This window comes from Arthrobacter sp. TMN-49 (genome assembly GCF_054511095.1).
Genome location: NZ_JBTNDH010000016.1, coordinates 37,011 through 62,143 on the forward strand (window position 1 = coordinate 37,011; position 25,133 = coordinate 62,143).

Annotated in this window: 23 protein-coding genes and 1 other RNA gene; 6 read left to right on the forward strand and 18 right to left on the reverse strand. The window is 60.9% G+C overall.

What is annotated here, in order from left to right; genetic code table 11:
• Positions 1 to 62: 62 nt before the first annotated feature.
• Positions 63 to 824: a metal-dependent transcriptional regulator gene (locus ACX80E_RS09255; RefSeq protein ID WP_459301624.1), complete on the forward strand. Its 762-nt coding sequence runs from the start codon at positions 63 to 65 to the stop codon at positions 822 to 824.
• Between the two features lie 18 nt (positions 825 to 842).
• Here ACX80E_RS09255 and ACX80E_RS09260 read toward each other — a convergent pair whose 3' ends face one another.
• Together ACX80E_RS09260 and ACX80E_RS09265 are read right to left on the reverse strand one after the other, a co-directional pair.
• Complete coding sequence (locus tag ACX80E_RS09260; protein ID WP_459301625.1) at positions 843 to 2,498, reverse strand: AMP-binding protein; 1,656 nt, start codon at positions 2,496 to 2,498, stop codon at positions 843 to 845.
• Between the two features lie 60 nt (positions 2,499 to 2,558).
• The gene (locus ACX80E_RS09265) at positions 2,559 to 2,858 is read right to left on the reverse strand and encodes a DUF4193 domain-containing protein (protein ID WP_103464613.1); all 300 of its coding nucleotides are present in this window, start codon (positions 2,856 to 2,858) and stop codon (positions 2,559 to 2,561) included.
• A 324-nt stretch (positions 2,859 to 3,182) separates the two neighbouring features.
• Between ACX80E_RS09265 and ACX80E_RS09270 the strand changes: the two genes are divergently transcribed.
• From ACX80E_RS09270 to ACX80E_RS09280, 3 genes are read left to right on the forward strand one after another with little or no spacing between them, the layout of a single operon-like run.
• Positions 3,183 to 3,575 carry a hypothetical protein gene (locus ACX80E_RS09270; protein WP_459301626.1) on the forward strand — a complete coding sequence of 131 codons (393 nt, stop codon included), beginning with the start codon at positions 3,183 to 3,185 and terminating at the stop codon, positions 3,573 to 3,575.
• 54 nt (positions 3,576 to 3,629) lie between these two features.
• On the forward strand, positions 3,630 to 4,364 hold the full coding sequence (locus ACX80E_RS09275; RefSeq protein WP_459301627.1) for a hypothetical protein: 735 nt from the start codon (positions 3,630 to 3,632) through the stop codon (positions 4,362 to 4,364).
• Positions 4,361 to 5,068 (forward strand): hypothetical protein, encoded by a 708-nt coding sequence (locus tag ACX80E_RS09280; RefSeq protein WP_459301628.1) that lies wholly within the window; start codon positions 4,361 to 4,363, stop codon positions 5,066 to 5,068. The genes ACX80E_RS09275 and ACX80E_RS09280 overlap by 4 nt, the downstream gene beginning before the upstream one ends.
• A 259-nt stretch (positions 5,069 to 5,327) precedes the next feature.
• Here the strand turns inward: ACX80E_RS09280 and ssrA are convergent.
• The 14 genes from ssrA to ACX80E_RS09350 form a co-directional block, all read right to left on the reverse strand.
• Positions 5,328 to 5,693: a transfer-messenger RNA gene (ssrA, locus tag ACX80E_RS09285) on the reverse strand.
• Between the two features lie 93 nt (positions 5,694 to 5,786).
• Positions 5,787 to 7,067 carry a glycoside hydrolase family 3 N-terminal domain-containing protein gene (locus ACX80E_RS09290; RefSeq protein ID WP_459301629.1) on the reverse strand — a complete coding sequence of 427 codons (1,281 nt, stop codon included), beginning with the start codon at positions 7,065 to 7,067 and terminating at the stop codon, positions 5,787 to 5,789.
• Positions 7,068 to 7,159: 92 nt separating this feature from the next.
• Positions 7,160 to 7,630: an SsrA-binding protein SmpB gene (gene smpB, locus ACX80E_RS09295; protein ID WP_459301630.1), complete on the reverse strand. Its 471-nt coding sequence runs from the start codon at positions 7,628 to 7,630 to the stop codon at positions 7,160 to 7,162.
• Between the two features lie 116 nt (positions 7,631 to 7,746).
• Positions 7,747 to 9,135 (reverse strand): peptidoglycan DD-metalloendopeptidase family protein, encoded by a 1,389-nt coding sequence (locus tag ACX80E_RS09300; RefSeq protein ID WP_459301631.1) that lies wholly within the window; start codon positions 9,133 to 9,135, stop codon positions 7,747 to 7,749.
• Positions 9,136 to 9,272: 137 nt separating this feature from the next.
• On the reverse strand, positions 9,273 to 10,187 hold the full coding sequence (ftsX, locus tag ACX80E_RS09305; protein ID WP_459301632.1) for a permease-like cell division protein FtsX: 915 nt from the start codon (positions 10,185 to 10,187) through the stop codon (positions 9,273 to 9,275).
• Positions 10,184 to 11,101: a cell division ATP-binding protein FtsE gene (ftsE, locus tag ACX80E_RS09310; RefSeq protein WP_459301633.1), complete on the reverse strand. Its 918-nt coding sequence runs from the start codon at positions 11,099 to 11,101 to the stop codon at positions 10,184 to 10,186. The genes ftsX and ftsE overlap by 4 nt, the downstream gene beginning before the upstream one ends.
• A 229-nt stretch (positions 11,102 to 11,330) precedes the next feature.
• Complete coding sequence (gene prfB / locus ACX80E_RS09315) at positions 11,331 to 12,449, reverse strand: peptide chain release factor 2 (RefSeq protein ID WP_459301634.1); 1,119 nt, start codon at positions 12,447 to 12,449, stop codon at positions 11,331 to 11,333.
• A gap of 56 nt (positions 12,450 to 12,505) precedes the next feature.
• On the reverse strand, positions 12,506 to 13,006 hold the full coding sequence (locus ACX80E_RS09320) for a pilus assembly protein TadG-related protein (RefSeq protein WP_459301635.1): 501 nt from the start codon (positions 13,004 to 13,006) through the stop codon (positions 12,506 to 12,508).
• Positions 13,003 to 13,458 carry a hypothetical protein gene (locus ACX80E_RS09325; RefSeq protein ID WP_459301636.1) on the reverse strand — a complete coding sequence of 152 codons (456 nt, stop codon included), beginning with the start codon at positions 13,456 to 13,458 and terminating at the stop codon, positions 13,003 to 13,005. Before ACX80E_RS09325 ends, ACX80E_RS09320 begins: the two co-directional genes overlap by 4 nt.
• Positions 13,439 to 13,786, reverse strand: a complete 348-nt coding sequence (locus ACX80E_RS09330; RefSeq protein ID WP_459301637.1) for a TadE/TadG family type IV pilus assembly protein — start codon at positions 13,784 to 13,786, stop codon at positions 13,439 to 13,441. Before ACX80E_RS09330 ends, ACX80E_RS09325 begins: the two co-directional genes overlap by 20 nt.
• A gap of 44 nt (positions 13,787 to 13,830) precedes the next feature.
• Positions 13,831 to 14,028 (reverse strand): hypothetical protein, encoded by a 198-nt coding sequence (locus ACX80E_RS09335; RefSeq protein WP_459301664.1) that lies wholly within the window; start codon positions 14,026 to 14,028, stop codon positions 13,831 to 13,833.
• A gap of 138 nt (positions 14,029 to 14,166) precedes the next feature.
• Positions 14,167 to 15,105: a type II secretion system F family protein gene (locus tag ACX80E_RS09340; protein WP_459301638.1), complete on the reverse strand. Its 939-nt coding sequence runs from the start codon at positions 15,103 to 15,105 to the stop codon at positions 14,167 to 14,169.
• Positions 15,102 to 15,956: a type II secretion system F family protein gene (locus tag ACX80E_RS09345; protein ID WP_459301639.1), complete on the reverse strand. Its 855-nt coding sequence runs from the start codon at positions 15,954 to 15,956 to the stop codon at positions 15,102 to 15,104. The genes ACX80E_RS09340 and ACX80E_RS09345 overlap by 4 nt, the downstream gene beginning before the upstream one ends.
• Positions 15,956 to 17,179, reverse strand: coding sequence for a CpaF family protein (locus ACX80E_RS09350; protein WP_459301640.1), 1,224 nt, complete (start codon positions 17,177 to 17,179; stop codon positions 15,956 to 15,958). Before ACX80E_RS09350 ends, ACX80E_RS09345 begins: the two co-directional genes overlap by 1 nt.
• 400 nt (positions 17,180 to 17,579) lie before the next feature.
• On the opposite strand from ACX80E_RS09350, the gene ACX80E_RS09355 reads away from it, so the two are divergent.
• Entirely contained in the window at positions 17,580 to 19,541 is a 1,962-nt protein-coding gene (locus tag ACX80E_RS09355; RefSeq protein WP_459301641.1) for a DUF6541 family protein, read from the forward strand.
• Between the two features lie 62 nt (positions 19,542 to 19,603).
• On the opposite strand, the gene galE is transcribed toward ACX80E_RS09355, so the two are convergent.
• On the reverse strand, positions 19,604 to 20,617 hold the full coding sequence (gene galE / locus ACX80E_RS09360) for a UDP-glucose 4-epimerase GalE (protein ID WP_459301642.1): 1,014 nt from the start codon (positions 20,615 to 20,617) through the stop codon (positions 19,604 to 19,606).
• A gap of 234 nt (positions 20,618 to 20,851) precedes the next feature.
• Here galE and ACX80E_RS09365 point away from each other — a divergent pair, with 234 nt between their 5' ends.
• A complete protein-coding gene (locus ACX80E_RS09365) occupies positions 20,852 to 23,851 on the forward strand; it encodes a cell wall-binding repeat-containing protein (protein ID WP_459301643.1) in 3,000 nt (999 codons plus the stop codon).
• A gap of 45 nt (positions 23,852 to 23,896) precedes the next feature.
• Here the strand turns inward: ACX80E_RS09365 and ACX80E_RS09370 are convergent, their stop codons facing one another.
• Positions 23,897 to 25,066 (reverse strand): glycosyltransferase, encoded by a 1,170-nt coding sequence (locus tag ACX80E_RS09370; protein ID WP_459301665.1) that lies wholly within the window; start codon positions 25,064 to 25,066, stop codon positions 23,897 to 23,899.
• Positions 25,067 to 25,133: the final 67 nt, after the last annotated feature.

Sequence of the window (25,133 nt, forward strand, 5' to 3'; positions counted from 1 at the left end):
CATGGGCGGAGTTTTGTAGCCGCTGACGTGCGCCGGGCGCGCCTAGCGGTAGGCTAGTTTCTGTGAAACAAACCGCCACCTCCTCCAGCATCGAGGACTATGTCAAGGTCATCTATGCCTACACGGAGTGGCAGGACAAGCCCATCACGTCCACAGCCCTGGCCACCCGGCTGGGCGTGGCCAACTCCTCCGTTTCGGAGATGGTGCGCAAGCTCAAGGACCAGGGCTTGGTGGATCACCAGCCGTACAGCCCCATCCACCTGACCGAGAGTGGTTTGTCGCTCGCGTTGTCAATGGTGCGCCGGCATCGGCTCCTGGAAACCTACCTTGTCCGTGAGCTTGGCTACACCTGGGATGAGGTGCACGACGAGGCCGAACAGCTTGAGCACGCAGTGTCCGAGCACTTCATTGAGCGCATGAGCGCCAAATTGGGCCACCCCACCCGGGATCCACATGGTGACCCCATCCCTGACCCGGACGGCAAGATCATCATGGCCCCCTCGCACCGGCTCGACGAGCTGGACGCCGGCCATAGCGGCAGTGTCAGCCGTATCAGCGATCACGATCCCGAACTGCTGCGCTATCTGGAGCAGCACGGCATTGGCCTGGATACGGGCCTGTTGGTGTTGTCGCGCCTGCCCTTTGGTGCGGGCATTGAGGTGAGAAAGCTCAATGCCCCGCACGACGCCGTCCCCTTGGCTTTGGCGTACGAGGTTGCGGCGTCGCTGTGGCTGACATCGACGGGATCGCATCCCGGCTGTTCCGTGCAGGATCTCACCGGCGGTTCGCTGATGAATCCACACTCCTCAGCGACGGAGATCTAGGGCGCTCCCCCGGAGCCCCTAGGGAAGATCCTGCATGGCTGCCCGGGCTTTGCGCAGCACATAGCGTTGAACCTTGCCGCTGGGTGTTTTGGGCAGCTCGGAGACGAAGTGGATGCGCCGCGGATAGGCGTGGGCGGCAAAACGGGTTTTCACCAGCTGCTGCAGTTCAGTCACCATGGCCTCGCCGGCGGCCGACGGGTCGCGGAGCACCACGAAAGCCTCCAACACTTCCCCGCGGATCTCATCGGGGGTGCCAATCACCGCAGCCTCGGAAACGTCCGGGTGGTTCAGCAGCACCGATTCCACGTCGAAGGGGCCAATACGGTAGCCGGCCATGATGATCACGTCATCATCGCGCGAGGAGAAGTAGATGAACCCGTCGGAGTCCCGACGTCCGGAGTCCCCTGTCAGGTACCACGCGCCGTCGGCAGTATAGCGCTGCGCTGTTTTCTCGGCGGCAGCAACGTAGCCGCCGAACCACATGAACGGACTCGCTGCCACGTTGATGGCCACCCGTCCGGGTTCGCCGTCGGCGGCGAGTTCGTCATCGAGTTCCGCCAGCACATTCACCGTCCAGCCCGGCAGGGACACACCCATGGAGCCTGGCCGCAGGGGTGCCAGGAGCGCATCGGCCCAGGCGTTGCCCGCCACCATGCCAAGCTCGGTTTGGCCGTAGTGGTCACGGACGTCAAGACCAAAAACGTCACGACCCCAGGAGATGACGTCGGGGGTTAAGGGTTCCCCGGCGCTGGACGCCCGTCGTAGCACGTGGCGTTGTTCAGGGGTGGAGCCGGCGCGCAGGGACCTGTACACGGTGGGCGCGGCGGCAAAGTTGGTGACACCAAACTTCTCCATGACAGCCCAGGTGAGTGCCGGGTTGAAGCCGGCGGACAGCAGCAGTGAACGGGTTCCCGTGGCCAGCGGCGCCAGCAAGGCAAAGTACAGCCCGTACGCCCACCCGGGGTCTGCCACATTCCAAAAGACGTCATCGGCTTGGACATCCAGGCCAAACTCCTGGTATCCCGCAAAGGATGCCACAGCCCGCAGCGGGATGGGCACGCCCTTGGGTGATCCAGTGGTGCCCGAGGTGAACAGCTGCGCCAGGTGGCCACCGCCGCCAACGGCAACCGATCCGCCGTCGTCCGGCTGCGCGTTCTCCAGCTCGGCGAAGGCACCCTTGCCGGCCACCATTTCGGCCAGTGAGACATCGTAGCCATAGGCTTCCCCGCGAGCCACGATGACTAGGCGGGAGGCGTCGGTGGGAACCTCACCCGGGGGCACCAGTTTGTTGCGCTGATCGGCGTCGCAAATCACTATGCGGGCGCCGCTGGCTTGTAGGCGGAAATCAATGGCGTCGTGGGCGAAGGCGGTGAACAAGGGAACGTCCACGGCGCCCAGACGCCAAAGGCCCAGCAGCGCTATGACCAGTTCGGCCGATTTGGCCATAAGCGTGGCCACGTGATCGCCGCGGCGCACACCCAAAGAGCTTAAAGAAGCGGCGAACCGCGTGGATTTCTCCCGCAGCTCGCCGTAACTAATATCAACAAAACTCAGGTCAGCGGCTATGACGGTAAAGGCCGTGGCGCTGGCGGGGTGCCGATCGCACAATAACGTCGCCGCACATGCCCCGGGCGCGGCGAAGGTGTCCAACAGTTCCTGCACACGTGCCACCATGATCGGCTCCCTGCCTTGTTGCGCACAGCGCGGTTAGGCGCTGAGTTGTGCAAGGGCCAGTTAGCCTTCGCAGTCCTTGCAGAAGAGCAGGCCGTTCTTTTCGCGCGCAACCTGACTGCGGTGGCGGACCAGGAAACACGATGAACAAGTGAACTCGTCGTCCTGTGCCGGAATGACCTGAACAACCAATTCCTCATTGGAGAGGTCGGCTCCGGGTAGATCCATACCCTCGGCCGTGTCTGAATCTTCGACGTCAATGTGAGCCGTCTGGGCACCGCCACGCTGAACCTGGAGCGCCTGAAGCGACTCTGTCTCGTGGTCTTCGTCCTTGTTGCGGGGTGCGTCGTAATCCGTTGCCATGCGGTTTTCAAACTCCTGAAGTGCTCGTGGTTTCGGCGGGGTGTTTCAGCGCCCCATCCTAGCCCCTGAAAGCTGGATTTGCGCCCTTATTTACCCGCTGTTTTCCCACAGCATAGAGTATGGGTGACGGTTTTGCTCTCTTCTAGCCAAAACAAGACCCCTTTTGACGCCTTATGCGGGTATTCTGTGAACATTCTCACCCCCTGGATGGCGGTTTGAGGGCGGTGCCGGCCAGCCGTGAACAGTCCCGCAAAGACCGGGCAACGCAGCCGGGCCGGGCATTGAATCGCCAGCAGGCCAGCTTCGCCTTATCCTTAAAGGAACATGGCAAACAACTATTCCTCACATTCTTCGCTGAATCGCCGCCAAGTGGCCCAGGCACTGAACATTCCGCCGGAAATGGCTGCACGAAACGGCATTCCTTCCCGCATGAGCGCGGCCGAAGTAGCCTCGATGGACGCTAATCCTCCGGCATGGCTTGCACAGTCGCGGGCAAATGCAACAGGCAAACGCCCTGTTTGGGTTGATTTACGCTGCTATCTTTGCGATTTCCTTGAGGTGGCGCGGCCTAAGAAGTGGTGGCCCGATTTCACCTATGTCATTTGCGACTTTCACAGCAATTCCGAACTCCCCGCCCCCGCTGCTGGCATGCGGCGGAGCGAATATGACGGCGTTGGCAGCCGGTTCCGTGGCATCGTCGACACGCAGGATCCCTAAACTTGGCCCTCAGGTGAAAACTTTCTTACATCAGGGACTCGGGGGTACGGGACAATGACAGTTGCGGCAAAGCACTTCCAATGCTGGCTCGGCGACGTTGCCGGCTCCACCAGTCAGGCGGCTGTGTGCCGTGCGGCAGGCATTAAGCGCTCCACGCTTGCACAACAACTGGTGCGTGGGCGCGTTTCGCTGGCAACCATTGCAGCTGTCAGCCGCTCTCTGAACCTGCCGGTCGTTACCTCCTTGTCCAACTTTCCCAAGTTTGAAGACCTTGCCGCCGGGGCCAAGGTGCCCACCACGGCGGAACTGCTCAGCCAGATTTCCGACGCCGGCCTGTTGCAGGAGATTCTCAACCGCAATTTAGCGGCCGAAACTGGTAGCGACCCGGCACCTGTGGCGCTGCCAACGATCCCCCACAGATCCTCGGTACGGGCCTGGCTGGACGCCATTGACCCTTCCGACTTAAGGCAGACGGTGGCCAGGAACGCTGCCATCGCACCCCAAAACTTGTCAGCGCAGATCAGCGCCAACAGATTAAGCGCCGAATTGGCCATCGAAAGCGCCAGGATCGCCGGGGTTGGCTTAACCAACGGGCTGGTTGCTACTGGTTTCCTAACCCCCGCCGAAGCTGGTTGGGTCGCTGGCTCCTGCGCGTCAGCGCTAAGGGGCACCGCCAACAGCGTCCTGGTTTCCTTGACAGCGGACCGGCTGGAAGCATTGAGCCGAGTTTTGCGGCGCTCCGAGGACGACACGGCTGCGGCCCGCAATGTTTGGGAGTACTTGGGATGATTTCAATTCTGCAATGGACAGCGCTAGTTGCTTGCCTCGGCTGTACGCTTTGGCGGCTTCCCACCATGGTCAAGGGGCGCAATCGTGGGTTGTCGTGGGCCTTTGCCCTGATTACCGTCAGCGTGGCCCTGAGTATTCCAGCCATCTACATGCCCGTTGACACCCTGCTCGGCGGGGTCAACCTGGCCAATGCCATCCTGCGAGTGAGCCTGTTTGGTGTCTTCTTCCTGCTGACCTCCCGGGTTGCTGCCGCCTACAGTTCCCCGTTGTCCCGCGCCCTCATTCGGGGTCCGGTGGGCATTGCTGTTTTGGTGCTTTCTTCCTTGGGGATCTGGATCACCTTTTTACTTTCCGATCTTCAGGGTTCAAGCACAGGACTCGCCGGATTCTTTGACCAGCCTTCCGTTGATACGTATATGTGGATTGGTGTTGCCTACCTGGCCTATGCCTCAGCCTGCGTGGTTGTGCCCACAGCAAAAGCAGCCTTCTCACACAGGCCACCGATGGACCGGGTGGCGGCCTCATTCCTGAGTTCGGGGTTCCTTTTAGTTTGCATCTCCGCGCCCCTGCAGTTGGCTGCCTGGCACGAGACACCGTTGAAGAAGATTGTTTCTTTTACGGCCGTATTGTCCGTTGCTGTTGGCATGGTGTTGGTATGGCGGTCTCTGGCTAATCTCCCGGCACAGAACCGGGCCCGGCCCTAGCCATTCCTTGGGCGTCCACAACAATCACAGAATGTGCACTATTCCATTAGTTTCTGGCATACTAATGGATGTGTGAACAAAGCATCTCGATGCCTAATTCACAAAATCCTTGGGGGTGAGTGGTGGTTCGGTTGAGATACCGAGCCACCACTTAGTTGTTTAACTCGGGCTCGCCGTCCGGCGTGGTGCGCCCGCTCCGCGGGCACACAAAAAAGGACCTGTCCCCCGCCGCAGTGGCGGGGAACAGGTCCCAATAGGGATGTGGAGATGGGGAGAATTGAACTCCCGTCCGATGTTGCTTTGTCAGGGCTTCTCCGGGTGCAGTTTGCAGCGGTTTTTCTCGGCCCCAGCTATCTCGCAAACAAGTAGCTGCCAGGCCCAGTTGTATAAGAGTCCCCTAAGCGCCTACAACAAGCACTTAGAGCAGTGGCCCTCTAGATGACGCCAGGATCCGGGACGAGAGCATTCCCGGGCTGACGGACTGTCTTACTGCTTAGGCAGCAAGAGCGAAGTCAGTGCGATTTGAGTCAGCACTTATGTTTTACAGAGATCGTTTACGAGTTAACCCTGTATCCTCGACCCGCTTCACCTGTCTCGACTAACACCGTCGAAACCGATCATCCCCTATTGTTTTTTCAAACCACGGATGCTTCCTTGCGAAAGTCTCCGTGGACTATCCATGCTAGCGCATAGTCGACCGGTTTTATTCCCACCGGCGCTAGTTGATGAGTCCTCTGTCCGCTTTCTCCGCCAGCACCAGCAGTGCAGCCGCATCCACTTTGGCCGCGAAGGCGGGATCGGCCTGCGCGGCGGTGAGCATCCCCGCGTACATCTGCGGGAGCAGGGACTGGTTGGTGCACAACGCCATGGTGCCCCCGGCCGCGATGAAGTCGACGCCACGCTCAGCCACGGGCACGCTGGAGACCTGTACGGCGTCGCAAATGTCGTCGCTGACAATAATCCCCTTGAACCCGAGGTCGCCGCGCACCATGTCCGTGACAATAAGGCGTGAGAATGGCGCCGGATTAGTGCTGTCAATCTTGGGATAGTAGGCGTTGGATACCATCAGCCACGGCACACCGGCGTTCACCGCGTCGCGGAAGGGGGCAATATAGGGATCGTTGCGCACGGTGACGTCATCTCTCACCCCTGCGGAAACATCGGTGTTCAGGGTGACCCGACCCATCCCCGGAAAATGCTTGATAGTTGCCTCAACACCGGCTGCCGCCATGCCCTGTGCAAACGCCACGCCATGGCTGGATACTGCGGCCGGGGTGTAGCCGAACTGGCGCCCAAACGCGCCAATCGGGGCGTTCTGCGGGGCAAATGCTGCGCTGGGCACCGTGTCCAGCACTGGGGCCAGGTTGACGTTCACTCCCACGGCGGCCAATTGTTGCCCCCAGGTGGTGGCGTCTGACCGGAGTCTGGCCACCGGCAGTTGCCCTTGTTCAATGGCCTGGGGCATCACGTCAAAGCCAGCGCCCTGCATGATCTGCACCAGGCCTCCCTCCTGGTCGGTGGCCACGAAGGGCCTGACACCGGCCGTGCGGGAACCAGAAATGCTGCCCGCAATGTCAGCCACCTGCGCAGCTATCCCGGCCTGTCCGGCCGTGCTGCGGCCCTTCATGAAAAGATTGCCCACGTACAAGGTGTCCACGGCATGGCGTGAGTCGGCGTCGGCACCTGTGACCGGCGAAGACACCATCAACACCTGACCCACTTTTTGTTCAAGGGTCATGGCAGCGAGCGTTCTGCCTGCCAGTCCGCCGGCAGAAGCGCCCGACGTCGGAGCCTGGCTGCCTGTGCCGGCGGGGCTTGGCGGCGTGGTCGCGCCGGCCGAGGAACCGGCTGTGGCGGAGGGGCTGACCCCCGTTGCCGTCGGGCCGGTCAGCGGCTCGTCGCGTTGTTTGCTGGAATACACCACCACAAGGGTGATCACCAACGCCACCACCACAAGGCTGGTGCCGAGTATCCACCAACGTCTTCTGCTACGGGCCACCACAATCTGCCTTCCGGTATCAGATGCTGCTGCTCTCAGCTTAGGCCAGGGCCCGACAATGATCCCGGCTACGGTGCGTAGACCGCCAGGTGCTAGCCGCGGTTCTTTTCGCGCATCACGCGCAGGGCCTCGCGGTTGTCCTGCTTTTCCCGGAGCGCGTGCCGTTTGTCGTACTCTCTTTTACCGCGGGCAATGGCGATTTCAACCTTGGCGCGGCCATCGAGGAAGTACAGTTGCAACGGCACAATGGTGTAGCCGGATTCACGGGTCTTGGAGGCAATCTTGTCCAGTTCCTCGCGGTGCAGCAGCAGTTTCCGCCGGCGTCGGGCCGTGTGGTTGGTCCAGCTCCCGTTGAGGTACTCCGGAATGTAGACGGCTTCAATCCACAGTTCGTCGTTGTAAAAGGTGCCGAATCCGTCGACCAGTGAAGCGCGGCCTTCGCGCAGCGACTTCACCTCGGTTCCCATCAAGACCAGGCCGGCCTCATAGGTATCCATGATGTGGTAATCGTGCTGGGCCTTGCGGTTGGTGGCCACAACTTTACGGCCACTTTCTTTAGGCACAGCTGACTCCTTTGACATTTGTTATGAATACGTGCGCTCACCCCGGGGCACAAAACATGGCACCGGCGCGAGTCCCTAGTGTAGCAACACCCCGCTGATAGGCGCTGGCATGAACCTTAGAGCAGTCCCATGGGATCGACAGGAGTTCCATTGAGCCAGGTCTCGAAGTGGGCGTGGCAGCCGGTTGAGTTTCCGGTGTTTCCGGAGTAACCCACCAACTGGCCCGCCTTGACGCGCTGCCCGGCCGAAACAATCACCGAGGAGTTGTGGTACATGACTGTCATCAAAGCATTTCCCTGCACAACACCGTGACTGATGTACAACACGTTTCCGCCGCCGTAGACAACAGTAGTCTGACCGGCGATTTCTACCGTTCCGTCCGCAGCAGCATAGACCGGTGTGCCACACTGGGCGCCAAAGTCCACACCTGTGTGATCGTAGTACCCGGAGCCGTTGAAATCGGCGCTGCCCGGGGGAACCGGGCGATTCCTGGCAAAGGGTGAGGTGATGGGGATGTTCCCGGCAAAGGGGTGCCGCAGGCCAAAGGCTGAGGGGTTGCCGGGAGCCGGGGGAACGTAGGGCGGGGGCACATATCCGTTGCCGCCGTTGCCCTGGCTGGCTGCCTGCTCACGGGCAACTCGTTCCGCCTCGGCCTTGGCGGCTGCTGCGGCGGCTTCAAGCTCTTTTCGCTGGATCTCGGCAATTTGGTCCGCTACGGCGTTCTTCTCTGTCTCGACGGCTTTGAGCTTGGCCTGGATGCGGGGCTTTTCAGAGGCCAGCTTCGCGTTCAGTGTGGCAGAATCGGCTATCAGCTTATCGACAGTGGCTTTCTTGGCGGCGGCCGCATCACGGGCCACCTGCTCCGCGGCCAGCGCCGCGTCCGCTTGCCGCTTCAGATCCTTGATCTCGGCTTCAACAGCAGCCAACCGTGCCTGTGCGTTTTGATTGGTTGCCTTTTGCGCGGTTAACGCTTCAAGAGCAGCCGTCTGGCTGCGCAAGGCTTGCTCGGCCAAGTCAATGGAGTTGGCGAGATCTGTGGTGGAGCCAGTACCCAATATCAGTGTCAGGTTGACCGGCAGTCCGCCAGCCTTGTAGGACTGCGCAGCAATCTGCCCAATCAAGGCCTTAGTGGCTGTGGCCTTTTTGGCGTCGGCAGCAATTTGGGCGGTGATCTTGTCCTTGCTTTGTTGTGCCAGGTCGATGCGGGCCGCCAACGAGCTCGACTCGGCGGCGGCAGCGCTGACACGGGTCTGTGCCTGTGAGAGCGCGGCTTGGGCCCCGGGCAGTTGGCCCTGGTACGTCACCAAATCGGCAGCTGACTTGGCGATTCCGGAGTCAACGAACTCCAATGAGGATTGCACGTCTTGTGCCTGCTGCTCCAGGGCAGCAGCCTTGTCGTTGAGATCCTCGGCCTGCGCCGGTGGCACCAGCCCCAGCAGTGCCGCAGCCAGCAGCACGGTGAGCGCAGCGCTGAGACGGCGCGTTCGAGGGCGGGCGTTGGGCATGTTACGCCCAAGTCGGGGGGATTTCACGGATCCAATTCCCTCGCTTGATATCGAATTCATGCCGTATAGCTCCTCGAATAATGACACTTTTAACACCAGTCACATGAGTACCTTCAGTAACAAGGCCCCTGTTCACCTTACACTTTTAGGTTCTTCCGCAGGGAAACAGCCGATGCCACCCCGGCCAACACTACGCCCAATAAGATCAAGACCGGGTAGATCACCAGCGCCTCACGGGCGGAAATGAAGGGGGTCCCCGTGTTGGCGTCGGCAAGGTAGCCGCCCATAAAGAACACCACAATGGACCACACAGCACCGGAGGCCAGTAGGGCACCAATGGTGGCGGCAATGACTCCTTCAAGCACAAAGGGCAGTTGAATCACCGTCTTTGACGCACCCACTAATCGCATAATGTCGATCTCACGCATGCGCGATTGGGCGGAAAGTCTGATGGTGGTGGCAATGAGCAAGGCCGCACAGACAATCATCAGAGCCGCCACACCCATGGCCACATACGTGGCAATGTTCATCCACGAGAAAAGTTTCTCCAGCACCTTGCGTTGATCAACCACCGAATCCACCCCGGGGGTTGCCGAGAACGTCTCGTTGATGATCTGGTACTTTTCCGGATCGTTCAATTTGATCCGGAAGGAGGACGGGAGGTTTCCGGCTTCCACGGAATCCACCATGGGTGAGTTGGCGAACTGCTCACGGAAGTGAGTCAGCGCCTCGTCCTGGGTTTCAAACGTCCAATTCTCGACATACGGTTTTACCGCCGGAGATTCAAGCATTCCCTCAACGGCCGTTTTTTGTTCGGGCGTGACAGGTCCGGACACGCAGTTGGTGTTGGCCGGCACGTCGGTGCACAGGTAGATGGTGACCTGAACCTTGTCATACCAAAAACCCTTGAGCTGGCCGATCTGCATTTGCAACAGCCCGGCCGCGCCCACAAAGGTGAGCGACACAAAGGTCACCAGGATCACCGAAATGACCATTGTCAGGTTACGGCGCAGGCCGCTCCCCAACTCGCTCATGATGAAAGCAAGTCTCACAGTCGGTCCTCATTCACAAAGTTTGCGGTACTCGTCTTGTGCTCATCCGCCAGCGGGAATTCCCGCTGACGCTTGCGTTCCAGCCGCGGCGGCATGGAGTCCGGGGTGGCTGAATCGTCACCGGCGGCAGCAACACTGACTGCGCGCTGGCGGCGGGTCTGGGGTTCGGCGTCGTCGGTCTTCACGGGCACGGCGGCGGGAGCCGCAACCGCCGCCGGGACGATCGGGATCATGGCGGTGTACTGGGCCGCGTGCTCGTCGCGAACGACCTTGCCGAAGTGCAGTTCAATGACGCGCTTGCGCATGGAGTTCACGATGTCGTCGTCGTGGGTGGCCATGACAACTGTGGTGCCATTTTGGTTGATCTTGTCCAGAATGTCCATGATGCCGGCGCTGGTGATGGGGTCCAAGTTGCCTGTGGGCTCATCCGCCAGCAGGATGCCGGGCTGGTTCACAATGGCGCGGGCAATGGCCACACGCTGCTGCTCACCACCTGAAAGCTCCGTGGGCTTGCGGTGGCCCTTGTCCTCCAGACCGACCAGTTCAAGCACGCGCGGCACTTCGGTGCGGATGGCTGCGCGGGATTTGCCCAGGACCTGCATGGCGTAGGCCACGTTGGCGAAGACGGTCTTGGTTTGGATCAGGCGGAAGTCCTGGAAGACCACGCCGATGCCACGGCGGAACTTGGGCACACGCCAGCTGGGCACATTGGCCACATTCTGGCCGGCCACGTAGACCTGCCCGTGCGGGGTCTTGTATTCGCGGAGTACGAGGCGCAGCAGTGTTGACTTGCCGGAGCCAGAGGACCCCACCAAGAACACAAACTCGCCGCGATCCACGTCCAAGGAGACGTCGTCGAGCGCAGGTTTGGACTTGCGATCGTAAGCAATGCTCACATTTTCAAAACGAATCATGACTTTTTCGTTGCCCGCCCAGCAGAATCACTGGCATGCTGACGGCCGGGCAGAGGTTTGGGGGAAGAAACCGCCAGCTTAACGACTATAGGCTCCGCACACGACGATTACTGGTTCCTCGACGGTGTGTCGAAGCTGAATCGTTATCAGTGAACCCGCGGATTCTTAGGCTGCATCTGCAATGACGACGCCGCCATGGGGCGTTTCCGCCGGGATTGCAGGTACGCGCCTAGGCCTTGGCGGCGTTGCGGTTGTCGGCGCGCCAGCGGATACCGGCGTCGATGAAGTCATCGATCTCGCCGTCGAGCACGGCCGCGGCGTTGCCCACCTCGTGTTCGGTGCGCAGGTCCTTGACCATTTGGTAGGGGTTGAGCACGTAGGAGCGCATCTGGTCCCCCCACGATGCCTTCACATCCCCCGCCATGGCCTTCTTCGTGGCGTCCTCCTCAGCCTTTTTCAGCAACAGCAGGCGCGATTGCAGCACACGCATGGCGGCGGCGCGGTTTTGGATCTGCGACTTCTCATTCTGCATGGACACCACTGTGCCCGTGGGAAGGTGTGTCAGGCGCACGGCGGAGTCCGTCGTGTTCACCGACTGGCCGCCGGGGCCCGAGGAGCGGAAAACGTCAACCCGAATCTCGTTGTCCGGGACCTCGATGCTGTCGGTTTGTTCGATCAGCGGGATGACCTCCACGGCGGCAAAGGAGGTTTGGCGCCGGCCCTGGTTGTCGAAGGGGCTGATCCGGACTAGGCGGTGAGTGCCGGCTTCAACGCTCAACGTGCCAAAGGCGTACGGCGCCTTGACCTCAAAGGTGGCGGACTTCAGCCCGGCCTCTTCGGCGTAGGAGGTATCCAGGACGGCTGTGGGGTAGCCGTGGCGTTCAGCCCAGCGCAGGTACATGCGCAGCAGCATTTGGGCGAAGTCGGCGGCGTCCACACCACCGGCGCCTGAGCGGATGGTGACGACGGCCTCGCGTTCGTCGTACTCCCCCGCCAACAGCGTCACAATTTCCAGGTCCTGCAGGGACTTTTGCAGCCCGGGGAGGTCCTTGGCCGCTTCGGCGAGAGAATCGGCGTCGCCCTCTTCCTGACCCAGCTCCACCAGAACTTCGAGGTCATCGATCCGGGCTTCTAAGGTGCGCAACTTTTCCAGCTTTGACTGGGCGTGGCTGAGCTTGGAGGTGACCTTCTGCGCCGCGGCAGGGTCATCCCACAGATTGGGGGAGCCCGCCTGATCGGACAAATCCTCAATATTCTCCAGGAGCTTCTCCACTTCGGAAACTTGCTCAATGGAGATGTAGGTTGCGCGTAGTGCGCGGATCTCTGCGGGAAAATCGATCTCTGCCATGATATTCAAGCCTACGGCATGCGCAGTGGTCCTAGCGGCGATCGCGTGGGCCGGGGTCAGAGCAGCAGATTGGCCCGGGCCGTGCTGGTCACGGTGATGCTGATGCCCTCGGGCACCAGAAAGTTGATAAACATCGGATGCACGACGCCGGTGATGCTCACGTGCGCTGTTCGCCCGTCCCCGGCCCCGGTGGCCTCAGCCAGGACCACATTGCTGATCGAGTCGGGCGCCGGGATACTGGCCAGGTAGTCCTGTGCGGCACCAAACACGCCCTGATTGGTCAGCAGCGTGCCCGGGTCGCTGCTGGTGCTGCCGCCGTTGAGTTCAAAGGTGTCAGCGGCCGCGAGCGCTGCGCTGTCCGCCATGGAGAGGAGTTTCTTCTGCCCCAGATACAAACTGCCGGCGGCCGCCACCACAGTCACCACCAGGAGCGTGAGCAGGACGTAGCCAATCAGGAGCACCATGACATGGCCGTCAGCATTGCCTGGCCGGGGCGCTGCGCCCTTGTTGGCCGGTGCCGGATCGTGCAGCGCGGTGGTTGCTTGAGTGAGCATCATTTGAAGCGACCCACTTTTTGTGTGGCCATGGCATCGACAGTGGCCGCGTTGGCGTTGACGCCGGGCACTGCTCCCACCACGGGAAGTTCCACCCGTAGCTGCACATGGGCGCTCACTGTTGAGCCGGGTGTGAGGCAGCCGGCACTGCAGCTGATGGTCAGGTCGGCGGCGCCCGCGTCAAAACCCAGGTCCTCGATGGCCAGGCGGACTGCTTGTTCTGCCGCGAGCTGTGCGTCCGGTAGGTCGCGGTGCATGACAAACACTTTTGCTGCTTGATCGGCGGCCCCCACCGCGGCGTAGGCGCCGCCCTGAACCTGACCCACAGTCAGGATCAGGTACGCCACAGGCACCATGAGGAGCACGGCCAGGAAGATGAACTCGACAATGGCACTGCCGTCCTGCTCCTGCCCCTCCTGCCCTGGTGCCGGGGTGCTACTTGGTAATGACGGCATGGCCGCTCATCTCCAGGGAACGCGCCGGACCGAACAGCCCTATCAACGGCAACGGCGCGGTGATGGACACCTGCAGAATGTTCAGCCCGTTCTGGGTTTCCACGCTGACGGAGACGTCTTGGACATAGTTGGGTCCCAGTGCCGTGCCCACCAGCATGGTGGCCCGCTCGTGGGCATCAGCTGCTGTCCTGTCCCCCAGTGCACCGTACCTGGCCGCTGACGAGGCGGCGTCGGCCACGGTATTGCGCACGTGCAGGGCCAACGCCAGTTGGAGCAGGGCCACGAAGATCACCGTGACCAAGGCACCGACCAGAACAAAGTCCACCACGGCCGCACCCGCTTGCCTGGTGTTGGTGCGGGCCGTCGTTGCCTTTAGGGCTGAACCTGGTCCATGGCCTGGTTGAAGAGCCTTTCCAGGGCAGGCCCCGCGATGGCCAGCAGCCCAGCCACCAGCACAGCACTCATCAAGGTGATGAGCACCCAGCCGGGCACGTCGGCGCGTGTTCGGTCCGTTGCCGGGCGTAGGGCAAACCGCGGAAACAGCTGACTCAGGCGCCGTGTCAACGTCATGAGTAGCTGTTTCCCCACTATCAGCACCGCAACGCCCAGCCCCAGTATTTTGTTCATGATTAGCATGGTGCTTCCTCTCCGAATAATGCTGCTTGAGTTCCTGAAGCGATTGTCTGGTTGGGTTCATGGGGCTGTTCATTAGAAGCCGAGCTGCAGCAAGGCCAGGCCGGGGAAGACGGCAAAAACGACCGTCAGCGGCAGCACCCCAAAAATGAGCGGCACCATCATGGCTATCTCCTTGCGCCCGGCCGATTCCATCAGCTCCCGTTTGGCCACATCACGCACGTCCTGGGCCTGGGCACGGAGCACATCGGCAAGTGGCGTGCCCCGGTTGACTGCGACGGTAATACCGTCGACAAAGCGCGCCAGTGCACCAACGTTGACGCGGTCAGAAAACTGGCTCAGGGCTTCCACCAACGGCATGCCAGTACGGGTCTGGGCTAGGACTTTGCCAAACTCAACCGAGAGCACCCCGTTGGAGGTGCGTGCCACCCGCTCCAGTGCGCTTGCCGCGCTCTCCCCCGCCCCCACCGCCAGGGCCATGAGTTCCGCCAACGCTGGAAATTCGGCGAGCATGCGTGTTTGCCGGCGCCGGATCCGGGTGCCGAGCAAATAGTCGTACAGCACGTACCCGCTCACCATGGGGCCGACCGCCAACGCCACCGCGCCCAGGAGGTTGATGCTGCCCTGCCACAGGAGAAAGAGCGAAACCAGGCTTCCCGCGACGAGCCCGGCACCAGCACACAAGAGCTGCGTGGCCCGAAATTCCAGCGCCGACTCGCTGCGTCCCGCCTGCTCCAGCCGGGCGCTGAGTCCGTGCACGCTGACATTGAATCGCCCCAACCTGTGCGCAGCGTCGGACAAGACCAGCCGGAAGATCCGCTCCAACGGGCCAAAGAGCGCGCGTTCCTCATCACCGTCCAAGAGTTTGGAACGGCTGGTCACCGAGCGAAGTTGTGGCTCCACGCGCTGGGCAAAGCTGGGCCTGCGCATGGCGGGGAGCCTGATGAGAATCAGCCACAGCCCCGCGCCCAGTGTTATCCCGGCAGCAACAACAACCAACTGGTGCACGTTCATTGCAGTACCCGTTGCTCCTGTGGCAAGGCACCAATGCGCAACATGACCCGGTAACAGATCACCGAGATCAGCAGCCCGCCCCCGAGCACCGCCCACCCCGCCGGGGAGTTGTAGGCGGCTATCGCCTCGGGCCTGGTGGCCATCAGCATGAGGACTATCCACGGCGCTGCCACAGCCAGCCGTGCAGCGTTGACAGTCCAGGACTGTCTGGCTTCAAGTTCGCTTCGAGTCCTGGCGTGGTCGCGCAGGAATTCGGAGAGGGTCCCCAGGAGCTTGCCCAAATCAGTACCACCCACATCTCGGGTCAGCCTTAGCGCCTCAATAATTCTGTCCGCAACGGGGTCCGCCAGCCTGATCTTGAGTTTTTGCAGCGCACCCTCGAATTGACCTGTCGCCCGGTAGTCGGCCCCAAAGGATTGGAATTCCTCGCGCAACTGGACGGGGCCCTTGGCGCCCAGCTGAACCAATGCTTCAGGCAGGGAAAGACCAGCGCGGATGGCTGAGCGCAAGTGGTCCACAACCTCAGGCCAGAGTTCGCGCATGACAGCCGTCCGGCGTCGCGCCCTAGCCCGCAACAGAGCGAACGGAACATAGCCGCTCAACAACGCAAAACATGCGGCGATGGCCGGAGCCCCCGTGAGAACAAAGACCAGCAGCGCCACCAACACCGCGAACCCTGCGGCGCTGACGACCAGGGATGCGGGAGTGACTTGGGGCAGCCCGGCCCGCTGCAGCAGTTGCGCCATTTTACTGGCATGCCCCGGCGAGCGCTGGCGGGCTGGGGTGCTCCAACAGGCACCCCAGATCAGGAACAACCCCATCCCGGCCAACAGCCCCACCACGGCGGACACTAGGAATCGCCCATCAAGGTGGCCACACTGTACCCGGCAGCAGCAAATTTTTCCGGCGCCGGCATGGCTGTCTCGGAGGCGCTCAGGATGCCGTTGACTGTGCTGAACACCAGTCCCGACTCGATAATGCCGTTCTCCACCCGGCGTCCCAACGCCAGAATCTGCCCCACACTGCGTTTGCCGTTGGGCGCCCTGACACAGTGCACCACCAGGTCGATGCAGGCGGCCACCGTTGGCACCACAAAGGCCGCGGTGATGTTCTCCCCGGCCAAAAGTGGCAGCGTGCAAATCTTCACGACGGCGTCGTGGGCGGAGTTGGCGTGAACGCTTGCCATTCCTGGAAGCCCACTGTTGAGTGCTATGAGCATGTCCAGGCTCTCTGCCTCGCGCACCTCGCCCACAATGAGCCTGTCCGGGCGCATGCGCAACGCCTCCTTGACTAGGCGCCGCAGCGGTATCTCACCGGCCCCTTCAAGGTTCGGCTGGCGGCATTGCAACCCCACCACGTCGCGCAGTGGCAGTCTCAACTCGAAAATCTCCTCCACGGTGACCACCCGCTCGCGCGAGCCAATCCCGGCGGCAAGACAGTTGAGCATGGTCGTTTTGCCGGCCTGAGTGGCGCCGGAGACCAGAATGTTCAACCCGCTGCTGACGGCGGCGCCCAGGAAGCGGGCTGCTTGCGGGGTGAGGGACCCCAACTCCACCAAGTGGTCAAGCCTGCTGGCCCGGGCGGTAAATTTGCGAATATTCACCGCCCAATGGTTTCTGGTGATGTCGGGTATCACCACGTGCAAGCGGCTCCCGTCCGGCAGCGCGGCATCCACAAAGGGTGAGCTGAGGTCCAGTCGCCGCCCGGAACTCTTGAGCATGCGCTCCACCAAGTCCCGCACCTGCTGGGCGGTGAAGCTGACACCCGTCAGCTCCGACTCGCCGTGCCGTGCCACAAACACCTGGTCGGGGGCGTTGATCCAGATCTCTTCTATATCCGGGTCATCGAGGAAGGGCTGGAGTACGCCGAAACCGGCGACGGCGTTATAAACGTGCCGTCGGGCGTCGTCGCCTTGCGCCAGGGCTGGGACGGCACCCAGGAGAGACCGTTCACCGTAGTCGTTGATGGCTGCATCAACCAGCGCCCGCACCTCGGAGCCTTGCCGGAGCGGATCGAGGCCTTTGCGGCGGATGAGTTCACGGACTTCATCCTCAACGAGTGCCAGTGCATCCAATCAAACCACTTCCGCCCCTTTGCGGCGTTCGCCTACCCTGTGTTCAGGAGCATAGCCCTCGTCTCCGGGGCGCGCCAGTGGCAAAAAACACGCTGTGGATAACACTGTGATGGTAGGGACTACTGAGTGTCCTACTCGTTGGGAGTCATCTCAGGATTGAGTTGGGATACGCGAAATCTGCAAATCTATTGTCTGGCCAAACTGCCCGACGTGGCGGATTCGCCGTTTCAGGATCGGCCAAAAACCCGCTGGCCAAGACTCGGCTCAAACTCGCCCCCCTAACCTGGCATTCAGCGATCTCGTCAACTCAGCACAAGTGCAGTTGTTACAATCACATGAGCCCACGATCTGCCTGGGGGCGTTAATGGGCTTGTGCCCCATAGGAGAGCTTCCAAATTTCATGAATTGGTTTGACACCGTTCCAACCCTGCTAGTGGCAGCGGCGCTCATCTTCCTGCCCGGAGCCATCTTGGCACGGGCGCTGGGAGCCCGCGGTATCACTTGGCTGGCATTGTCTGCCCCGTTGACCATGAGCTTGATTGGTTCCGGTGCCATCTTTGCCCAATCGGCGAATATCCGCTGGACGCCAATTGTTCTGCTCATTGTGACCATGGTCGTAGCGGGCGCCGCCTTGGGTATCCGCTACTTGGTGGAAATTAAGCACCGTAAAGACGCTGTTTCACTCTGGGTTCGCCCTCCCAACGCAACCGTCGCGGGGCTCATCGGAGGCCTGACTATTGCGGCCGCAGTTCTTGGCTGGCGACTGACCAGGGTTTTCATTTCGCCAGAAAACATTTCCCAAACGTATGACAATGTGTTCCATCTGAACGCCGTGCGCTACATCTTGGACACCGGCAATGCTTCGTCGATGCAACTTGCAAGTCTCGACCCATTGGCAACAGGATCGTTCTATCCGGCAGTCTGGCATGGTCTTGTCTCGCTAGTGGCGCAGCTGGCCGGGTCCACCATCCCAGTAAGCCTCAACGCGTCAAACATCATCATTGGCTCACTGGTCTGGACAATCTCATCCATGTACCTGACAACGCGTGTGCTGGGCAGCCGGCCCGCCGTTTACTTGATGACCGGGGCACTAGCCGGGGCGTTCAGTGCATTCCCTTATCTTTTGCTCGGGTTTGGAGTCCTGTATCCCAACTTCCTGGCCATTGCCTTGCTGCCAGTCGCCATTGGGCTCGTAGCGGATGTTCTCAGAGTAACCAGAGTCGGTCATCCCGGGACTCTAAGAGGCCTGATTCTGCTGATAGCGCTTCTTCCCGGGCTTACACTAAGTCATCCCAGCATCGCAATCGTGCTCGGAGCCTTCGCGTTGCCACTTATTGCATACTGGTTTTACATGAGACTGCGCGCGGCTCATGTTCATGAACTGGCATGGCCCTGGCTGATGGCGTCTGTTGCTGCAATAGTCGCGTATTCGTTCATACTAAAGTTCGTTTGGGATAAGTTCCGGCCGAGCGAAAAAGCCTCGTTCTGGCTCCCGACCCAAACCATCGCACAAGCCCTAGGTGAGGCTGTAGCCAACGCCCCTATGCGAGGCCCCATCTCCTGGGTTGTTGTCTGCCTGACAGTTATAGGGCTCTATGCGCTCGTGCGCAGCCAAAAGCAAGTCTGGCTAGTGGGCACATTGGCCGTAGGCACTTTCTTATATGTAGTGGTGTCCGGCTTCGAAGAGGGCGCGCTGCGCACATCACTAACTGGCGTTTTCTACAACGACAGCTACCGCTTGGCCGCGCTCCTGCCGGTCATCGGGATCGCCGTTGCGGTCTTTGGCACTATTTGGCTGTTTGATCTAGCGTGTCTAAAACTGCAGGCCAACCAGGTAGGACACCCCCGTCGCTGGGTCTCCGCCTTGACCGTAGGAAGCCTGGCGGCCGCTGGTCTGGGTGTCATGGCACAGGACAACTCGGTCGACAGTGCCGTTGAACGCGCTCGAAGCGGCTACAGCATATCGCCGGAGGCGCCGCTTCTCTCCACAAATGAGGCCGCTCTGATTGCGCGAGTGCACCAGACCATTCCAGCGGATGCAACCGTGATCGCAAACCCAGCCACTGGAGCATCATTGGTCTATGCCTTGGGGAGTCGACATGTTCTACTTCCAGCGGTCAGTTCCTCGCCAACGCCTCAGGAGATGGTCATCCTCCGCCATCTGTCGGAGATGGAAAGGGATCCGAAAGTCTGTGACGCGATCACGAGCCTTAATTCGTTCTACCTGCTGGATTTTGGGAGTCAGCAAATCAACGAAATGGACAAACCCTTTCCAACATCGGAACAGTTAGCGCAGACTACTGGATTGACACTCTTGGACCAAGAAGGCCACGCGAAACTCTATCGAATCGACGGATGCTAACTGCCCACGGTCAAGACGGCCCATAACTTACACATGGGCCGTCTAGACAGTATCAAGACATGTTAGGCGTTATAGCCCTGAGGATTGTTGAATTGCCAGCGCCAGTGGTCTTCACACATCTGTGCCAGGTTTCGGTGGGCAGACCAGCCAAGATGGGCCAGGGCCGCCGACGGATCGGCGTAGCTGACCGCGGCGTCTCCGGGTCGCCGGGGCGCAAATTCAAACGGGACGGGCTTGCCGGCCGCCTCGCCAAACGCTTGAATGACCTCCAAGACTGAGGACCCGTTGCCAGTTCCAAGGTTCCAGCGGAATACGCCTTCGTGGAACGGCAAGTAGTCCAGGGCGGCCAAATGTCCAGCAGCCAAATCCATGACATGAATGTAGTCCCTCACGCCCGTACCATCAGGCGTGGAATAGTCATTGCCGAATACCATGACCTTCTCGCGTCGCCCCACTGCAACCTGGGCCACGAAAGGCAAAAGGTTGTTCGGGACTCCCGTGGGGTCCTCGCCAATGCGGCCTGACTCGTGCGCCCCCACGGGATTGAAGTACCGCAACAGGGCCACACGCCAGGTTGGATCTGCTGCACCTAGGTCGGTGAGGATATCCTCGATCTGTTCTTTGGTCCTACCGTAGGGGTTCGTCGCATCCAGGGGCATCTTCTCTATCAGTGGCACTTCTTCGCTGGCACCGTACACAGTCGCGGAGGAACTAAAGACCAGGGTCCGGACTTTGTGTTTATCCATAGAAGCCAACAAATTCAGAGTGCCGACAATATTGTTCTGGTAGTAGCGCAACGGCTCTGCCACGGACTCTCCCACGGCTTTCAGCCCGGCAAAGTGAATGACAGAGTCAAAGCGTTCATCAGTGAAAAGCGTGTCAACGCCTGCAGCATCCAGCAAGTCAAGCTCGACGAACTTCGGATGCTTGCCGGTCAGCTCTTCGACCCGGAGCAGCGATTCCGCTGAGGAGTTTACGAGATTGTCCAGGACGACGACGTCGTGCCCGGCTTCCAGCAAGCAAAGGACTGTGTGTGAACCTATATAGCCGGCGCCGCCGGTCACGAGAACTTTCATACATTCCACCCTATACGGCTCAAACATCCGCTACGGTAGATCCCATCCCATACATCCGTCACTTCAGTAACTTGGGATAGTAAGCTGGCTGGGTCGTGACCAAGTCTTGCGTTCCTCCGAAACGATTGCGACCCCGATACGCCACCAGTCCCTTACCCTCCGGAGCCCTTGCTTATGTTTTCGACTCAGTCTAGGCTAAACCACCAATCCGCTGGCACGATTTACGCCAGCGCCATGAAGATTGCAGGATCCGGACTGTTGGGCGCAACTCTAGCGCTCGCGTTGGGGGCAGCGCCCGCTTTGGCCGCGCCAGTGGATCCGCCAACGACGGCGATCGCGGACCCCACATCCGAAGAAACGAAAACCCCTTCGCTCAACGCTGCGCCGGAAGCTGATACTGAAGCCCCAGAGTCCACGTCCCCGCCCGTCCCCGCCACGGAACGAAGTACGCCCGGTTTTGTGCCATCCCAGGCCGACGTTGAGAAGTACGGCGCCTACATGGGAAGCAGCCTCGCCAAGGAACAACGCACGGCCGGTGTCAAGCCCCCGGCCAGTCCCCGTCAAAGCCCCATGCTCTCGCAAGCCAAGCCTGCGCAACCACTGGCGCTCAGCGGGATTCCAGCGGGAGTTCCCGGGGTCGACGTCAGCGGATATCAGGCGAATCCCGTTGGCGGTCCCACCAGCTCCGTCGACTGGAAGCACCAGTGGTCCCTGGGCGTGCGTTTTGCCTACGCCAAGGCAACCGAAGGCATTGGCATGGTCGACGCCTCATTCTCATCCCAGTACCAAGGTGCCACCAAAGTTGGCATGCTCCGGGGCGCCTATCACTTCGCCCTGCCGAACCGTTCCGATGCAATCTCGCAGGCAAATTTCTTTGTCAACAATGGTGGCGGATGGAGCGCCGACGGCAAGACGATGCCTCCGCTGCTGGACATGGAGTCGAACCCCTATGGCGACGAGTGCTATGGTCTGAGTCCTTCCCAAATGACGGCCTGGATCAAGGCGTTCTCAAATCGAGTCGCCGCCCGAACCGGGCGCTTGCCAATGATCTACACAACCTACTATTGGTGGCTGGACTGCACGGGCAACTCCACCGCGTTTGCGCAACAACCACTGCACATCGCAGCCTACGGCGCGTCGTCGCCTTGGATGATGGGAGGCTGGAAATCCTACAGCGTTTGGCAGTTCAACGATCATAATGGCCCGTTCGCGGGCGACTCAAACGTTTGGAACGGCACGGAAGCCAGCCTGAAGACATTTGCAGTAAAAGGGGGCTCAACCGTCACCCCTCCACCATCCCCGCCTTCGATCCCCTCTCCGGCGGACCTCGTTGCTGCCGACTCTGCCGGCACCTTGTGGAACTACCCGGCCACCGGCACCGGAGGCCTTGGCAGCCGCAAGAAGATTGGCAGCGGTTGGACTGGCCTGCGCTCCATCAACGTCATCGACTGGAATACTGACGGCACTCTGGACCTCGTGGCCCAATGGAAATCCGGGAAGTTGACCGTCTACACAGGCAAGTCCGGCGGTGGCTTCAAAGCACCCACAACTCTTGCCACATCCGGCTGGGGCAGTCACCAGATGACCATCGGCTACTGGCGCAGTTCGATCCGGTTCCCGCAAATCATCACCAGGTCGGCAACAGGGGTCCTGCAGTTGTGGAGCAATGATGCTGGTTCCACTCTGGGTGCACCCAAGCAAATAGGTCAGGGTTGGAACAATCTGAACCTGACCATGATCGACTTTGACGGCGACGGCCGTCAGGACTTGTTGGCCCAGGATGCCACGGGCCTGCTCAAGCTGTACCGATCCAACGGAACCGGCTCATTCGTCGCCGAGCCTCGAAAAACCGTAGGCACGCGATGGTCCGCTTTCACCAGCGTGACAGTTTCCACCGGTTTTACGGGCAATGATTCCGCCGGCTTGCTTCGTCGCACGGCCGCCGGGACACTTGACCACATTGGCGTGCCCGGCAACGGATCATTCGGTGCAGTAAAGCAGATCGGCCACGGATGGGCTGCGTATTTAATTGCCGGGGCTGAAGCCATTAATCCCCCGCAGCCGCCCAGCCAACCGGCATCACCGACAGCCGTGGCCGGGAACGGAAAAGCCGTTGTCACCGCCGCCCGGAACAGCTCCGGATCGACGGCTACCTCCATCACAATTACCGCGACGCCGGGAAGCTCCCGGTGCACCATTTCGGCGGCCTCCGGCTCCTGCACCGTCAATGGCTTGGCCAATGGAACCGCCCACGCGTTTAGGGCGACTGCCACGAATGCCGCAGGCAACTCTCCCGCATCCGCCTGGAGTCCAAAGGTTGTGCCGTATTCACCTGTCAGCAGGGCGGGCGGCCGGGACAGGTACGAGACATCCGCAGCAGTCTCTCGGAGCACCTTCGCCCCCGGCGTCAAAGTCGCCTACGTCGCCGACGGCACCACCTTTCCCGACGCCCTCTCCGGGGCCGCCGCAGCAGGCACCCAAAACGGGCCGGTGCTCCTGACCAAGGGCAACACCCTGCCCGCGGCCATCACCACCGAACTCAAACGGCTCAAACCACAAAAGATCGTCATCCTAGGCAGCAACGCCGTCCTCAGCGACGCGGTCCAGAACACCCTGAAGAACTACGCACCAACAGTCAGCAGGGCGGGCGGCCGGGACAGGTACGAGACATCCGCAGCAGTCTCTCGGAGCACCTTCGCTCCCGGCGTCAAAGTCGCCTACGTCGCCGACGGCACCACCTTTCCCGACGCCCTCTCCGGGGCCGCCGCAGCAGGCACCCAAAACGGGCCGGTGCTCCTGACCAAGGGCAACACCCTGCCCGCGGCCATCACCACCGAACTCAAACGGCTCAAACCACAAAAGATCGTCATCCTAGGCAGCAACGCCGTCCTCAGCGACGCGGTCCAGAACACCCTGAAGAGCTACGCACCAACAGTCAGCAGGGCGGGCGGCCGGGACAGGTACGAGACATCCGCAGCAGTCTCCCGGAGCACCTTCGCTCCCGGCGTCAAAGTCGCCTACGTCGCCAACGGCACCACCTTTCCCGACGCCCTCTCCGGGGCCGCCGCAGCAGGCACCCAAAACGGGCCAGTGCTCCTGACCAAGGGCAACACCCTGCCCGCGGCCATCACCACCGAACTCAAACGGCTCAAACCACAAAAGATCGTCATCCTAGGCAGCAACGCCGTCCTCAGCGACGCGCTGGCCAGAGATCTGCTGTCCTTTGTCCCGTGACGGGCAGTAACTATTGAAGGCGCGTGGTGACGGCCCGGGCTGGCGTCATCGGCCGGCGCCGGAAACGCTTTCATAGAGATCGTTCAGCTGTCGGCAACTGGCTTCAAGGGAACGCTCGGACACGGCAAATTGGCGGGCCGACTGTCGCAGTGCGGCACTTGATTGCGAATCGAGCTGCAAAAACTCGGACAGGGCATTGCCTAGTTGGTGAGTGTTGCCTTCTTCAACGAGCGTGCTTGCCTGGGGTGACACCATTTCCGGAATCCCGCCGTTGGCATAGCCCACAACGGGAACCCCGCAGGCCTGGGCTTCGAGGTTCACCAAACCGGCGGCTTCGGTCCATCCCTTGAACAGCTGGCTTGCTGACATGAAAACCGTTGCCCCTTGGAGCAGCGGCAAGATTTCCTCGCGCGGCTTGGGTCCGAGCACTTCAATGTGGCGGTGCTGTGCAGACTCGTTCCTCAGCTCATCAACCAACGGCCCCCCGCCCACCATGAGAAGCCGGTGCGGCGACGTTGTCTGGGCCTGGACCGACGCCTGGAAAACGTCTCGGGCACCCTTGGCGATGCTGTGGTTGCCGACGAACAATACCGTCGGCTCGTCGCTGCTTCTGAGGCTGTCGGTGGGAACAAAATAGTCCGTGTCGATCCCCTGGTAGTGAATCTCCAGCTTTGAGGCATCTGCCCCTGCCCCCACAGCCAGTCCGGCGAGGTACTTGCTCACAGCCAGGACCTTGCTGCTCTGGGCAAACGCTGAAACGACGCTTCGCCTGTTTGCACGTGCCATGGGTGACGACAGTCCGCTGGTCATGAGGTGCACATCGGCACCGTGCACAGTGGTGAGCAACGGAATGCCGCTCGTCCTGCTCGCGGTTACCGCGGCAGTCGCCCACGTACCAAAATGCTGGTGAATTACCGCCGGCTCGAATTTGGCGATCCGCCTGCCCAGTGAGCGTTCAAAAAACGGCAAAAGGTGGTTCCGTTGCTCGAAGCTCAGGAACTTCTCGAAGGGAATTGCCTGCTCAACCGGAATACTGGTGGCGCCATCTTCAATGTGCGCGTTCAGTGTGAAAAAGCGGAACTCGTGCTCAGCCTTCATGTGCTGTGCGTGGCTGACAGCAAAATACGTAGGGGGGATCCGCAAATTGCCCTTGGTGATTGCCACTTTCAAGGAATTACCAACTTTCATTCGGGCTGCGCGTTCGCGCCAGGCCATCTTGCGGGCGCCCTGGAATCTGGAACCACCCTGCAACCAGCAATTCTATGCGATGCCTGGCTGGGGC